We start from the raw sequence: 13,710 nt of genomic DNA, 5'->3' as shown, positions 1-13,710 counted from the left end.
TTAATCTTCTCAATACAGGTCTATTGCCGTGGATGCAAGGATCTGTCTTGAGGGATACACATGAATCATTCAACAAAACATAATGGACACGCTAACCCACAATATATTTTATTGGTTGAGGATGAACAGGATTTAGCCAAACTAATTCTGCTCAATTTAACAGCATTAAATTATCAGGTATGTCACGCCACAACATTAAAGCAAGCCATGCAGATCATTGAACATAAAAAACTCGACTTAATTTTAATGGACAGAATGCTACCTGACGGCGACGGGATCATACTATGCCAGCAACTCAGGCAAGCGCAAAAAGAAGTGCCCATTATGTTATTGACCGCCAAAGATTCAGAAGCAGATATAGTGCTGGGGCTTGAAGCGGGCGCAGATGACTACCTTGTAAAGCCTTTCAGTGTATTGGAACTGCGTGCCAGAGTGAAAGCTCATTTAAGACGTGGACAAGTTCAGCATGACCATCAGCAGCAACTCGACTTTCATGGTGTCAGCATTAACGCCAGCACGCGTGAAGTATTGGCATTTAATAATGCATTAGAGTTAACCGCGCGTGAGTTTGATTTATTGCTTTATCTGGCTCAACACCCGCAACAAGTATTTAGTCGGTTGCAGCTATTAGAAGCGGTCTGGGGCTATAACTATAGCGGTTACGAGCACACGGTGAATAGCCACATTAATCGATTACGAAACAAATTATCCCGCTGTTCAGAACACGACTTAGTGAAAACCGTGTGGGGCGTAGGGTATAAATTCTCTCCACCTGAGGCACAGGCTCACTAATGAATCGTCTATTTAATCGATTATTCTTTGTCGCTACCGCGATAGCACTGCTGTTATTTGTGGCGTTATGGCAATGGCTACAACTAAATCATGAGTTCAGTCGCAATCAAATTCAGCAATCACTGCACCTCGAATTAGCGGAGCATATGGCGCATATTAATCCACTGCTATCACAGGGGATCACTTCAGATGCCGCTTTAAAAGAAGCCTTTCATGATTTTATGTTACTGGGGCCAAGCTTTGAAATTTATACCTTAGATCCAAATGGCAAGGTAATCGCCTATGATGCAAAAGAAGAGAAAATTAAGAACCACCGTGTCGACATTAATATTATTCAGCAATTTTTAGCTGGCAAACACCTGCCATTACTTGGCACAGATCCACGCTCACTTGATACCCAAAAGATTTTTTCAGCTGCCAAGCTGATAAATAGCCAAGGGCTACATAGCGGCTATTTATATGTGATTATTGGCGGAGAAGAGTACGACAGCTGGCAAGCATTAATTAATGCCGAAAACCAACCAAAAATATGGGGTGCAACAATAGGTTTTTGGGTAATATTCGCCTTATTGTTATTTGTGATTTTATTGCATTATTTTACCCGCCCGATCCATAAATTAGCCCAGGATTTAACTAATTTAAAAACCTTACCTATTTCTGAAAATCTAACCTTACCAGAACGCTATAGGGGAAGTTTAGAAATAAGCCAATTAAGTGAGCATATCAATCATTTACTGCAAGAAATTCAACAGCAGCAACAACAGGTTAAGCGACAGCAACAGGCCAAACACGACTTTTTACTGCATTTGTCCCATGACTTAAAAACCCCATTAACCGCATTATTAGGCTATATCGACACCTGGCTCATTTTACCCGCAGATGAGCGCGATGCAGTGCTTATCCAATATGCTGCTAACTCAGGCCAAACGTTACAGCAATTATTAGCACAACTGCTAGAGCTAGCCGCATTAGAAAATGGCCAAATTCATGCACAGCTTCAACAAGTCGAATTAGCCAGTTTATTAAATGAAGTTGAAAAAACCTTTGCTCCGAGAGCTAAAAACTTGGGTATTTCACTGCAATTTAAGCTTGAGCGACCAAGCCAAATCTATACCGACCCTCAGTTAATGCGCCGTATATTAAATAACCTAGTCGATAACGCCCTGCGTTACACTCCAAAAGGTGGAACGATTCAGATTATTAATCAACAATATCAAGGGCAACAATGGTTAGCGGTAAGAGACACGGGTGCTGGCATGCATCAACATGAAGTTGATGCATTAAAGCAGCTATCGATTCAACCCGCACACTTTAGCCATAATCAACCGTTACCCCAATTAGGCGTAGGATTAGCAATTGTCAGACAATTACTAGGCATATTGAAATGCCGAATTGAAATCGCTAGCCAACCCGGCATAGGCAGTGAGTTTAAAATTGAATTGGTGACGCAATTTTAATGCAACGCATTTTACAAAAATCAGAATGACGATTTTAAATCGCATTAATTAAACCACGATCTCTGTCACTACCTGCGTTTTTACTGAGTTAGCTATAAAGCATTGCTCATGAGCTTGATGGTGCATTTTTTCAAGTTGTTCCAACGTTGGTTGCTTATCTCCTGAAAATTGTACAAACGGCTTTAGTGTGACAAGCGTCATACTCATTCGGCCTTCGCTGTCTTTAGCCATTATACCAACTGCATCATCAATATAGGTATCGACAACATATTGCCGTTTAGCGGCAATCGATAAAAAGAACAGCATGTGACAGCTGGACAATGACGCGACAAAAGCTTCTTCAGGATCAACATTAGCCGCCACGGAATAAGGCAAAGGTACAACATGTGGGGATGAAGACGCTGGTACAGTTATGCCACCATCAAAAATCCACTCATGTCCTCTACTATATTGATTATCAACATAGAGAGCATCACTCGCTCTCACCCACTTAACTTTGGCAAAATATTCTGACATTTCAATTCCTTTAAAATTATCATCTGTAGATGACGAATAATGCTCATTCCCTTGCTGTAAATTTAAATCGTCTGCTCAATAGCTTAAGGAATACACTGTCATAATGAGGCTTAAAACATTACACATGCTAGTGTTTCATCTCAAATACATTTTAAAAAATATTACAAAAAAGCGAGCCATATGGCTCGCTTTAATTTGCATATAATCACGTTCGCTAAATAGCTTACTTGTGTTATTTACCCGACAACTCAGTAACAGACTTAATGAATGCCCCCTCATGCTCAGCATCGACTTTACATATCGACCATTAACACAGGTTGACCAAAAGCTTTTAATTTTGCGTTTGAATGCTCGAAATATTGACTCCAAAATTGTTTTAGCTGCAACATTTTCTCTCCACCACGAAAACCTTTTGTATCCGAAGCTATCCAACCTGCACCTATCACATAAATATCAGCTTGGTTGAAGTCACTGAGCATGTTCGCTTGTTGAACTTTGGCTATTTCTTGTTCTGGCATAATTGTTTTTAATGTATTGCTAGCATAAAAACTAGTCACATCTGAATTTTCAACCATATCGGAGACTAATAGTAAAACACGACGACCTTGATTATCAGCGGCAATTATTGGTGCGATAACTTGAGATAGATTAGATAATATTTCAGTTTTAGGCACATCAATTGCATCAGGTTTAAATGATTGCATAATATTTGAATCGACTTTGCGCTGCACATAAGCACTTTGCTGACCCATACAATTATCAAATTTTCTTAATAATTTTTTCGGTATATCATCACGATCACTTATGTCAGTATTTAATTTCCCCGTAAATAAGATTTTCGTATAGAAATCTTCAACATAGGCACTAAAGTTAATGATGGTTATTTCATCACCGGGCTGTATGAAAAGTTGTACTTTTTGATGAACTAACTTTTTGATATTCAAATCAGGCGAAAAAGTGCCATCAATCGCTACAAAAAGATGCCTTTTGGGTACGGTAGTCGCCGTTTTAGGGTCAACTTTGGCATAGTCATAACAACTTTTAATATCATTTCTATCTGCACCATAAACCGCTTGAAAAGAAGATATAACTAAAGAGCAACATAGGCTCATTAATTTGATACTCAGTTTCATGAATTAAGCTCCTGCATTAACTCACTGCGTAACCTTGCACGCATTTGTTCCTCAGTTTCAACAACTTTCACTGCTTTTTCTTGTGCTATTTCAGCGAGCAATTCTTCACGAATTCGAGTTTCAGCTTGTGCTGGAGTCTCTGTTATTTGGCTTTCTGACACTGTTGAGCTGTCCTGTATATTGCTTGTTAAAGGATCTGCCACAACCGGATTCACATGATTACCAACATCTGCCCTACTTAGTGCTCTGTTTTCGATTTTTGTTTGATGCTCTCTTAACCGCACAGATTGATCAAATTTAGTTTCAGCATTGCCAAGATCTTCCATATAAACCAGGAATGCCCGATCCCCACACGCTTCTAATACATGCAGTACTTTAGGATCTTGACAGTTAATTTCAGCTCGCTGATTCATTTTCTGTTGCAAATTAGTCAGCCTTTTTTGAGCTATACGGGCAACTTGCTGCTTTAAGCGTGAATAATAAGCCTTAAACTCACGCTCACTCTTAAAGGGACCAATCTGTTTGCGTGCATCACTTGAATGTTTGCCAGCAAAACCAGTTTTAAAACCAATTAAAATGCCAAATATTTGCAGGAGTATGAATAAGAATGCAAGAAAAATAAACGTGCCCCAACCACCTTTCTGTTCGCGCTCCCATACATCATCACCCGCCTTGTCAGCAGCTTCTTGCTTATCTTGAAGCAACATAGCAGGTACCGCTTCTGCATATGGATCTTGTTCTTGATACATAGCAGAGCTTGTATCGATATTGACAGTTTCTATGTGCTCTTTCTCTAATACTTGACCACGTACATAAGTCGCTAAGACTGCAATAACAATGATGGCAACAGTAGTGAGTACGGTCACTAAATAGCGAGGTTTTACTTCTGCATTTGTTGAAATACGGTTGATCAACTGCTTATATTGGGGGTCTGCATCATCTTCAAAGGTTTTGTCTAAATTGATACGGGTATTCGGCGCGAGTTCAGGGGTATTTCTATCTCTATTTTTAGCATTTTTCCACCACACTTTAGCTTTTTTGATTAACGAGTTGCCGTGAAGTTCATGCCCTGTAAAATGGGTTAAACCTACTAGTAAAACGGAAATAATAAATGCTATACCTAATGCGCCTTTTTGTTGCATCGATTCAGAAGCTCCGGGGATAGTAAATCCTGATAGGATATAACTAAAACCCATAGCCTCGACGAAAACCAAAGCAGCAATTAATATCCACCCTATGGCATGTAAGTTATTTCGACCGTTCTCTGTGGCCTTTCCAAGATAATCTTGGCTTTTGGCAAATAACTCTTCATCTTTATTCACTTTTTCATAGTAAGCAGCAAAATCAGCACACAGCGTAACCTCACTGTTAAGCCATGTTTTATCATAGACTTTAACGGAAGTTTCATAATCTTTTGATAAGCTGTTTTCTTTACCAATTAAAGGTAAAGAATATCGAACATTTAGCCACCAGAAACTAACCTTATCCCACCAAATAGTGATCATAATTATTAATAAAAAAGTGCTTAATACTACAGATACAAGCATACGGTATTCGTTTAATAGCGTTGTTAAAAAATCCATTTTATCTCCATATAACTTATCTGCTACAACAATTTAGGTTCAAAATTGACTTCATAAACTGTTTTGCTTTTTTCATAATATAATTTACCAGCTATCGCTCTTGCTGATCTATCAATTGGCATGACTATATCCATACAGCGAACGGGGGCGTTATCATCTCTAGAGAAGACCCTGTACAACAAACCCGTTTCACCATAATAAGTTTCAATAGCGCTGCTAACTTGATAACTCGGCATTTTTTGCGCTTTACTATTATCGAAGTCTTTCCAAATTTTAATATCAGGAGAAGCGACTGCAGCGCCTCCATTACTGATTACCGCAATAGGTGTGAGGCCAATGAAATGACCATTAATTTTTTCGACCCAAACCGTTCCATTCATGCCTGGTAAGTAATCTGCGGTATTATAATCACTTTTTTGATAAGGTTTACCGGTTGCCAGATTCTTAATTTCACCATCTACTCTTTGACCTTCAACGATACAGTTTAAATTTGATATTTCTGACGCATAGGCCTTACTAAAAAGTGCAAAGCTATTATCTTTTCTCTCACCGACTAACTGAGCAAAATTTGAGGTCATTTCGGTCATAGGCTTGCCACCAAAATCAACACTAGCAACCTTTAAAGTAACTGGCTTCAATAATTTATTAACTTCTATTTGTGAGAGATTAGCTAAATCAATATCAGTAGGGGCGGTTTCAATTGCAGATTTCTTTGAGGTATTATCTGTTGGTGTTATTGACATTACACGTTCTTGCGAGCGACGTGACAAATACGCTAAGTTGGATTTTTGCTTAGAAGAATAAGCAAACAATTGATCTGGTTTACCTTCAATTTCAACAATTTCTACACGACGGTTTTGTGATTTACTTATTTCATCTATGTTTGCTGCTATAGGCTGGCTCTCACCAGCACCTTGAAAATATAAACGTTCAGATTGAATGCCAGCTTCATTGAATATTTGTGCAACATATCTAGCCCTATCTTCACTTAATTTCTGATTTAACTTTTCACTGCCACTGGAATCTGTATGTCCTGTAATGAGTATGTTAGCAGCTGAATCTTTATAAATTTGTGAAAGTTTTTGAAATTGTATTTTGGCTTTTTGTGTTGCTACAGCAGAACCAGAAACAAACATTGTATCGTTATCACTGGAAATACTCGCTGCCATTCCAACTTGCTGATAATCAGCATACTTTTCAACATCCGTTCCTGTTAATTCACTGTCCGTTGAATTTATTAATATTCCAGCTTGAGGTTCGGAAGAAGTACTAATTGACGTATATTGAATATTAAGGTCTTCGGCTTTAGCTAATGCATCTAAGGCTTCACGCTTTTTTTGCGCATCATAACCAATAGTGCAACCAATAGCTGCTCCAGCCGCTGCACCATAACCTATACCATCTTTGCCAGCTATATAATTCCCTAACAGTGCACCTATACCAGTACCAATAGCACAACCGATAAGCGTTTCCTTATTTTTTTTCAATGGGTCCGTTGAAACACAGCTGCTCAAGATAAAAACGGCTGCAACACTTAATGCAACGGGTTTGATTTTCATGTCATTCCTTAACAATGTGATCCTTCCTTAACAAATGGAATACTCTGATGATATCTTTTAAATTTATTAACTATTTTTAACGATTAAATAAAAATAGGTGTGAGAAGTCAATTGAAAGTTGAGTTTAACTCATAATGAATAGCTAATAATTAAATATTGAATATAATTAGCTAGATCAATTGGTTGGGCGTAGACGCTGATGGTTATTATTCAAACAGGTTATCACTAAAAATAGAACCGAGGTGCCGCTTGAGTTGCGGACCAATTGTAATAAGGTTACATTTTCCCTTAGCATGGAAATTAATTAAAGCAGGAACCTTTGTTACTGCAAAAATTAAAAATAGCCATTCACTAATTAGTACCAAAACACAAACCTGTTGATATAAAATGAAGACCTCATGAAAAAATAAAGCGGTCTAAGTTAAGACTAAAAAAAAGCGAGCCACTTGGCTCGCTTTAATTATTTATCATCAGTCAACTTACAGTTTACTTATGGTATTTAACAGATAGCTCATTGACTGAGTTGATAAATGCGCCAGCGTGCTCAGGATTAACATGCTGGTGAATACCATGGCCTAAGTTAAATACATGGCCAGTACCTTCACCGTAAGACGCAAGAATCTGTTCTACTTCTTGACGAATACGTGCAGGTGAAGCATATAGTACTGATGGATCCATATTGCCTTGTAAAGCCACTTTGTGCCCTACGCGACGACGTGCATCACCAATATCAACAGTCCAGTCTAAGCCTAACGCATCACAGCCGGTTTCAGCCATTGCTTCTAACCATAAACCGCCACCTTTAGTGAATAAGGTTACCGGTACTGTACGACCTTCAGCTTCACGGGTTAAGCCATCAACGATTTTCTGCATGTAGCGTAATGAAAACTCACGGTAAGCGTGGTGAGATAGCGCACCGCCCCAAGAATCGAAAATCATTAACGATTGAGCACCGTTAGCTACTTGTGCGTTTAGATATAAAATAACTGAATCAGCTAATTTATCTAACAACATGTGTAATGTTGCTGGCTCTTCGTAAGCCATTTTCTTAATTTTTTCGAAAGTTTTGCTTGAGCCACCTTCAACCATATACGTGGCAAGTGTCCAAGGAGAACCAGAGAACCCAATTAATGGTACTTCGCCTTTCAGCTCACGACGAATGGTGCTTACAGCACGCATTACATAGCCTAGCTCATCTTCTGGATCTGGCACGCAAAGCTTTTTGATTGCATCGATAGTGTCAGTTGGGCGCTGGAAACGTGGGCCTTCGCCAGTTTCAAAATACAAACCTAAGCCCATTGCATCTGGCACAGTTAAGATGTCTGAGAAAAGAATAGCGGCATCTAAGTCATAGCGGCGTAAAGGCTGCAAAGTTACTTCACACGCTAGATCTTGGTTCTTACAAAGAGACATAAAGTCACCGGCTTCAGCACGGGTTGCTTTATATTCTGGAAGATAACGACCTGCTTGACGCATCATCCATACTGGCGTTCTGTCTACAGGTTGTTTTAATAAAGCACGTAAATAACGATCATTCTTTAGTTCTGCCATGGGGGCTATTTTCCTAGATTGTTATGAATTTTGCAGGGCGGTAGTTTAGCACTTACGCGATTAATGTAACCACTTATGCGATATTTATGTGAGCTAATCCTAAATCTGTTGCTAAAAATGTGAAAACACCTCAAATTTCGCTCACAAAAACAGCAAAAATGATTTCAAAAACACATAACATCGATTATTAGTTGCACCACGAGTGTGCGTTTGGTATAAAAAGTATGCGCTAGCAAGAACAATCAAGAAGCTCGATTTATCGAGCCCTTAAAAGCTTATTTACCCAGTGATAGTCTACTATCGCTGGGTTTTTTATTTTAAATCTAAGGTGAATTAAATTAAGCTGGTTTGTCCTTTGATAAATAAAGCATAAAACAGTTGATCAACTGAGTACTTGTCCAATACAGTAGGTAATATTGTAAGATAGCAAGTTAAGGGCATCAACATGCTTACACAGCTCGAAAAAGCAGAACAACGTTGGGGTGGCGCCAATAAATTAATCGATCAATGGTTAACCCATCGTCGTAAATTGCTTATCCAATATTTTACCCTCGCCGGACTGGCTCCTTATACCCGTGCAGAAAAAAGCTTACCTAGCATCAACGACGTCCAAGAATTTTGTGCCCAGTTAGTTGATTATGTTTCTGAGGGGCATTTTGAAGTTTATGATCGCGTAGTCAGTGAATGTGCGACTCACGGCCCAGAGAGTAAAGCTATTGCCCAAAGCTTGCTGCCCAAAATCAGTGACAGCACCGATACTGCGCTTGATTTTAATGACAAATATACTGAATCTGAAGACGATAAAGTTCTTTATCAACTTGATAAAGATTTAGCACAGCTTGCTCAAGCTATGGAGTCTCGTTTTGAATATGAAGACGAATTATTAGAGATTCTCCATAGCCGTCATTCTTAAAACCTTAAAACCTTAAAACCTTAAAACCTTAAAACCTTAAAACCTTAAAAACCATACTCAAAAAATAAGCTCAAAGTGCATTACACTCTGGGCTTATTTTTTATCTGCAATGACACTATTTTACTGACGTTTACGCCAATTTTCCGGTAATTCAACCTGCGACCATAGCTGATCACACAACTGTTGTGGTTGCTGCCATTCGCCTATTGTTAACCAATCGACTAAAGCGTCCCCTACTTTTGGATAATGGATTGCTTCTGGTGATGGCGCTTTTAACCAACGAGTAAGTTTGGCATTGTCCAATGTTTGCATACAGTCTGCCGCGGCGAGTAACTCTAACGCAGCCACATTTGCCGATTGTTCAAACTGCCCTATCAGCGGTTTTACTAACAGCTTTTTACCTAATGCCATTGCTTCACTGGCCAGTTCAAATCCTGCATTAGCCATTACACCACCGCACTGTGACAAATGCTGCTTAAAGCCATCTCGGCTAAACCCATGCCATTGAATATGTTCAGGCAAAGGCTTAATCGGTTTGACACTGTGGTAAACAAAAAATTGGTAATCATCAAACGGCTTTAAAAACTCTGCTATATCATCGGCATTTTCGAACGGAAGATACACCAATATTTGATGGCAAAATTGCGTCGATGGCTCATCCACTTCAACAAATGGCGGTAATATAGGACAGCCAAAATGGTGCCAGTGGCAACCTAAAGCAATATCTGTGGGAGCAAAATGATTGAGGATCACCTCATCTAACCAACTGCCACCTTGTTTAGGAACCGGATATTGCAAGGCTGCTTGATGACTAATTGAAATGGATTTAACCCCCTGCTGCTTTGCAGCCCAAGCGGTCACAGGTTCAAAATCATTTAGCACCAAGTCATAGTCCCGCACATCCAATTGTTTAACCTCGTTAAATATTGATCGGCTGACACTATTTTGAGCGGTTTTAAGTAAATTAATGCGGCCACTTTCTGTCACAAATGATAGACCTTTGCGCACCTGATAATCACCAAACTCCTGCATATCAAAATAATGCTCTTCGGGCCTGCCACTAAAGAGAAAATCGACCTCAATGTTTCTGTTTTTCATCGCCTTGGCCATTACGCGTGCGCGACTAATGTGACCATTTCCAGTGCCTTGTACCCCGTAAAGGATTTTCATGTTTTAGATCCCTATTACACAATTCGTTGAGCTAACATTACCGAGCCCATGCCTAATCCCATCCCTGCAACAATATCTAACGGATAATGCACACCTAATGCGATACGGGATAAACCAACGGTCAGCGCCCATAAATAAGCCAAAGGGGCAAAAACAGGAAAACAAATATGAATCACACTGGCCACGACAAACGCCCCTGCAGTGTGACCTGACGGTAAGCTGAATTTATCCGACGGTTCGAATTGGCAATTAAAATCGACCAATGCATAACAAGGACGCTGACGACGAATCGCATTTTTAAATATAAGATAAAGCGGGAATTCAATGATGAAACTCAGTAGCAATAGATTAAAAAACTGCTGTCCTTGCCCGTGTATCAGCAACATTGTCACTGAAATATATACATACCAATGACCGTCACCTGTTGAGGAAACTTTCAGCACCGCCGTTGAGAGTTGTTGTTTACGTGTAAAATCAGTAATGGAATAAAACAGGTATTGATCGACCTTGTTAATCAAATTCATTGCCACTCCCTTCGCGCCATGCCCTCAGTTTTTACCTATTTGCAGATTAGTCAGATCCAATGACTACAAAGTGACAATTATTCGAAGCTTTTATGACAAGGCAGAAGATGATGGAAAGAAGGTAAATGAAGAGTATAAGTAAAGAAGATAAATGAGATGAATCATTCACCCTTAATTGCTCGAGTTAACAAGTAAGGGTGAGCGTTATGCAATAGTACTTAGGCAGAGGCAACTTGTACTTCAGGGGTCTTAGTGCGATAAATTTTCACTAAGTGATAAATATTAATCCCCGCCACAAACGCATTCATTCCGGCAACAGGCCATGCATCGATAGCATATCCATACGCAGCAAACAAACCACAACCTACAAAGTTTAACCAACGTAACATGATGATATCTTTCATCATTAATGAAATTGCAACCATAACAGAAGCAACATAGCCTAATATTTCAATCATATTCGTACTTTCCATAAGAACCTCTTTAAGGCTCTCTGCCATCCGTAAGCGTAACGAGGGATCCGTGCCCCTAAAGCAAATAAATAAAATAAACTAATGCTAAAAACCACTGATATGTTAACAAGTTGCTAGCTGTGTTAGTAATTTATAAACGTATGTTAGTGATCATGATCTATAGTTGATGAGTAAATAGTTAAATTTTAAAGTAAATAAACTCCAAAACACGCTATTGTTCTCAAAATAAACCATTGCGTTCTATATATAGTATTATCATTCTAATTAGATTTGCAACAAGGTCGTGACGAATAACGCTTTTAATTTAAAAAAAACCCCATATAATTCATTTAACTTTGCCTTTATTAGCAATTAATCCAGTGCAATGAACCTATTGCAGCCATTAGGAGTTATCTATGGAATACAACACCTCAGAACTGTGCGACATGTATATCGATGTGGTCGACGTTGTCGAACCAATGTTCAGTAATTATGGTGGTTGCAGCTCTTTCGGCGGCTCAATTAGCACCATAAAATGCTTTGAAGATAACGGTTTAATTGCCGAAGTGTTACAAGAAGATGGCGAAGGAAAAGTCTTGTTGGTTGATGGTGGCGGCTCATTACGCCGTGCATTACTGGATGCCAGCATTGCTGAAATTGCTGTTGCTAACAACTGGGAAGGTATCATCATTTACGGTACGGTCCGCGATGTTGATGCATTAGAAGAGCTAGATATCGGTATTCAGGCCATTGCTTCTATTCCTGTCGGTGCAGACAGCAATAGCGTTGGCGAGGTGGAAATACCAGTGAACTTTGGTGGGGTGACTTTCTTACCAGGCGATCATATTTATGCCGATAATACTGGCGTAATTTTATCACCTGAGCCACTAGATATCGACTAAGTTATAAACTCATAAAAAGCCAGCATTGCTGGCTTTTTTTGTCTCTGCTAAGTTCAATGTTGAGGTATGCCAATGCTAACTATGTTTAATAAAGCTGATTTCGCATCATTAGTTAATCGTCGAGATGGCGAAACAAAACTGGGGGAGCAATTTCTGTTTTTAGATAAAGTATCTATAAAGCACCATGACATATCTTCAGCACTCAAGCATGCCGTTGAGCAAGGGGCAAAATTTGCCATTATTGGCATAAGTGAAGATATTGGTCCGCGCGCAAACTTAGGTAGAGGTGGATCAGCTGATGCCTTTACCGCCAGCATCAGCCAGTTTGCTAATTTACAGTCAAATCGTTTTTGTCAGGGGAGTCTTTGTGTTGTTATTGGCATAATTAGCCCTGACAATTTGATTGCCGATAATGCCGACACAGCAGCCTTACGCCATGCCACCGCAGCGTTAGACCTTCAAGTTATCACCTTCCTGAGCCAAATTTTTGCTGCGGGTTTAGAACCCATCGTCATTGGTGGCGGGCATAACAATGCTTTTGGTTTACTCACCGCAGCCAAGCAAACATTCAATCAACCTATGGCGGCTGTCAATCTTGACCCACACAGTGACTTTAGACCTCGTGAAGGCAGACACAGCGGCAATGGCTTTAGTTATGCTGCAGCCAATGGTGCGCTAGACCATTATCATATTTTAGGGTTACACGAGCTCAAAAACAGCGAGGCAACGTTGGAACAACTGAGCTTATTTGGGGCTAGCTGGCACACTTTTCAACAAATTTGGGTACGTCGTGAAATCAGTTTAGATAGTGCGCTTAGCCAAATATGCCAAGAACTAAACAACACCAATTTGCCTGTAGGCTTAGAACTGGATGTTGATGCCATTACAAAAATGCCAAGCAGTGCATCCACTTTTGCTGGCGTGCCTCTTTTGGACGCCTGTCATTATGTTTATCGCGTAGCGAAACAATGTGAGTGTGCTTACTTACATCTGGCTGAAGCTGCGCCTCAGTGTCACGAGGCTGGCCTCAGTGCGGGGTATCGAGATGTTGGGCAGGGCATAAGCGAATTGATTTATAGTTACATACAAGGCAGAAAAGCAAGACTGAGTTAACCTAAGCCTTACTTGGTCGGGCACTTTATGTAGGTGCACACCATG

Annotated in this window: 13 protein-coding genes; 5 read left to right on the top strand and 8 right to left on the bottom strand. The window is 39.7% G+C overall.

The features are described from left to right. The first annotated feature begins 60 nt into the window (after nt 1–60). Both ORI98_RS12285 and ORI98_RS12280 read left to right on the top strand, forming a co-directional pair. On the top strand, nt 61–792 hold the full coding sequence (locus ORI98_RS12285) for a response regulator transcription factor (protein WP_306135402.1): 732 nt from the start codon (nt 61–63) through the stop codon (nt 790–792). After that, on the top strand, nt 792–2,249 hold the full coding sequence (locus ORI98_RS12280; RefSeq protein WP_306135400.1) for a sensor histidine kinase KdpD: 1,458 nt from the start codon (nt 792–794) through the stop codon (nt 2,247–2,249). The genes ORI98_RS12285 and ORI98_RS12280 overlap by 1 nt, the downstream gene beginning before the upstream one ends. 48 nt (nt 2,250–2,297) lie before the next feature. Here the strand turns inward: ORI98_RS12280 and ORI98_RS12275 are convergent, their stop codons facing one another. The 5 genes from ORI98_RS12275 to hemE all read right to left on the bottom strand — a co-directional run bounded on the left by ORI98_RS12275 (nt 2,298) and on the right by hemE (nt 8,591). Further along, nucleotides 2,298–2,765 (bottom strand): OsmC family protein, encoded by a 468-nt coding sequence (locus ORI98_RS12275; RefSeq protein ID WP_306135399.1) that lies wholly within the window; start codon nt 2,763–2,765, stop codon nt 2,298–2,300. Between the two features lie 293 nt (nt 2,766–3,058). Beyond that, nucleotides 3,059–3,898, bottom strand: a complete 840-nt coding sequence (locus ORI98_RS12270; RefSeq protein WP_306135398.1) for a hypothetical protein — start codon at nt 3,896–3,898, stop codon at nt 3,059–3,061. Then, the gene (locus ORI98_RS12265; protein ID WP_306135397.1) at nt 3,895–5,481 is read right to left on the bottom strand and encodes a hypothetical protein; all 1,587 of its coding nucleotides are present in this window, start codon (nt 5,479–5,481) and stop codon (nt 3,895–3,897) included. The genes ORI98_RS12270 and ORI98_RS12265 overlap by 4 nt, the downstream gene beginning before the upstream one ends. 23 nt (nt 5,482–5,504) lie before the next feature. Next, entirely contained in the window at nt 5,505–7,040 is a 1,536-nt protein-coding gene (locus ORI98_RS12260) for an OmpA family protein (protein WP_306135396.1), read from the bottom strand. Nucleotides 7,041–7,526: 486 nt separating this feature from the next. Continuing rightward, nucleotides 7,527–8,591, bottom strand: coding sequence for a uroporphyrinogen decarboxylase (hemE, locus tag ORI98_RS12255; RefSeq protein ID WP_261298396.1), 1,065 nt, complete (start codon nt 8,589–8,591; stop codon nt 7,527–7,529). A gap of 445 nt (nt 8,592–9,036) precedes the next feature. Here hemE and rsd point away from each other — a divergent pair, with 445 nt between their 5' ends. Further along, nucleotides 9,037–9,504 (top strand): sigma D regulator, encoded by a 468-nt coding sequence (rsd, locus tag ORI98_RS12250; RefSeq protein WP_261298395.1) that lies wholly within the window; start codon nt 9,037–9,039, stop codon nt 9,502–9,504. Between the two features lie 120 nt (nt 9,505–9,624). On the opposite strand, the gene ORI98_RS12245 is transcribed toward rsd, so the two are convergent. From ORI98_RS12245 to ORI98_RS12235, 3 genes are all read right to left on the bottom strand, one after another. Next, the gene (locus tag ORI98_RS12245) at nt 9,625–10,674 is read right to left on the bottom strand and encodes an MJ1255/VC2487 family glycosyltransferase (RefSeq protein ID WP_306135395.1); all 1,050 of its coding nucleotides are present in this window, start codon (nt 10,672–10,674) and stop codon (nt 9,625–9,627) included. Between the two features lie 14 nt (nt 10,675–10,688). Beyond that, nucleotides 10,689–11,198, bottom strand: coding sequence for a phosphatase PAP2 family protein (locus tag ORI98_RS12240; protein ID WP_306135394.1), 510 nt, complete (start codon nt 11,196–11,198; stop codon nt 10,689–10,691). Between the two features lie 218 nt (nt 11,199–11,416). Beyond that, nucleotides 11,417–11,671, bottom strand: a complete 255-nt coding sequence (locus ORI98_RS12235) for a uroporphyrinogen decarboxylase (protein WP_261298392.1) — start codon at nt 11,669–11,671, stop codon at nt 11,417–11,419. 395 nt (nt 11,672–12,066) lie between these two features. Between ORI98_RS12235 and rraA the strand changes: the two genes are divergently transcribed. Together rraA and ORI98_RS12225 are read left to right on the top strand one after the other, a co-directional pair. Then, nucleotides 12,067–12,552 (top strand): ribonuclease E activity regulator RraA, encoded by a 486-nt coding sequence (gene rraA / locus ORI98_RS12230; protein ID WP_261298391.1) that lies wholly within the window; start codon nt 12,067–12,069, stop codon nt 12,550–12,552. Nucleotides 12,553–12,618: 66 nt separating this feature from the next. Next, a complete protein-coding gene (locus ORI98_RS12225) occupies nt 12,619–13,665 on the top strand; it encodes a formimidoylglutamase (protein ID WP_306135393.1) in 1,047 nt (348 codons plus the stop codon). Nucleotides 13,666–13,710: the final 45 nt, after the last annotated feature.

The sequence above is a fragment of the Shewanella sp. ULN5 genome (assembly GCF_030731885.1).
Taxonomy (GTDB): domain Bacteria; phylum Pseudomonadota; class Gammaproteobacteria; order Enterobacterales; family Shewanellaceae; genus Shewanella; species Shewanella holmiensis.
The sequence above is the reverse complement of the archived record's forward strand: the minus strand, read 5'-3'. Positions and strand labels throughout refer to the sequence as shown.

What these genes read in the sequence shown, in the direction of transcription:
- ORI98_RS12285 (WP_306135402.1), top strand. Translation starts at nt 61, where the DNA reads ATGAATCATTCAACAAAACATAATGGACACGCTAACCCACAATATATT.
- ORI98_RS12280 (WP_306135400.1), top strand. Translation starts at nt 792, where the DNA reads ATGAATCGTCTATTTAATCGATTATTCTTTGTCGCTACCGCGATAGCA.
- ORI98_RS12275 (WP_306135399.1), bottom strand. Translation starts at nt 2,765, where the DNA reads ATGTCAGAATATTTTGCCAAAGTTAAGTGGGTGAGAGCGAGTGATGCT.
- ORI98_RS12270 (WP_306135398.1), bottom strand. Translation starts at nt 3,898, where the DNA reads ATGAAACTGAGTATCAAATTAATGAGCCTATGTTGCTCTTTAGTTATA.
- ORI98_RS12265 (WP_306135397.1), bottom strand. Translation starts at nt 5,481, where the DNA reads ATGGATTTTTTAACAACGCTATTAAACGAATACCGTATGCTTGTATCT.
- ORI98_RS12260 (WP_306135396.1), bottom strand. Translation starts at nt 7,040, where the DNA reads ATGAAAATCAAACCCGTTGCATTAAGTGTTGCAGCCGTTTTTATCTTG.
- hemE (WP_261298396.1), bottom strand. Translation starts at nt 8,591, where the DNA reads ATGGCAGAACTAAAGAATGATCGTTATTTACGTGCTTTATTAAAACAA.
- rsd (WP_261298395.1), top strand. Translation starts at nt 9,037, where the DNA reads ATGCTTACACAGCTCGAAAAAGCAGAACAACGTTGGGGTGGCGCCAAT.
- ORI98_RS12245 (WP_306135395.1), bottom strand. Translation starts at nt 10,674, where the DNA reads ATGAAAATCCTTTACGGGGTACAAGGCACTGGAAATGGTCACATTAGT.
- ORI98_RS12240 (WP_306135394.1), bottom strand. Translation starts at nt 11,198, where the DNA reads ATGAATTTGATTAACAAGGTCGATCAATACCTGTTTTATTCCATTACT.
- ORI98_RS12235 (WP_261298392.1), bottom strand. Translation starts at nt 11,671, where the DNA reads ATGGAAAGTACGAATATGATTGAAATATTAGGCTATGTTGCTTCTGTT.
- rraA (WP_261298391.1), top strand. Translation starts at nt 12,067, where the DNA reads ATGGAATACAACACCTCAGAACTGTGCGACATGTATATCGATGTGGTC.
- ORI98_RS12225 (WP_306135393.1), top strand. Translation starts at nt 12,619, where the DNA reads ATGCCAATGCTAACTATGTTTAATAAAGCTGATTTCGCATCATTAGTT.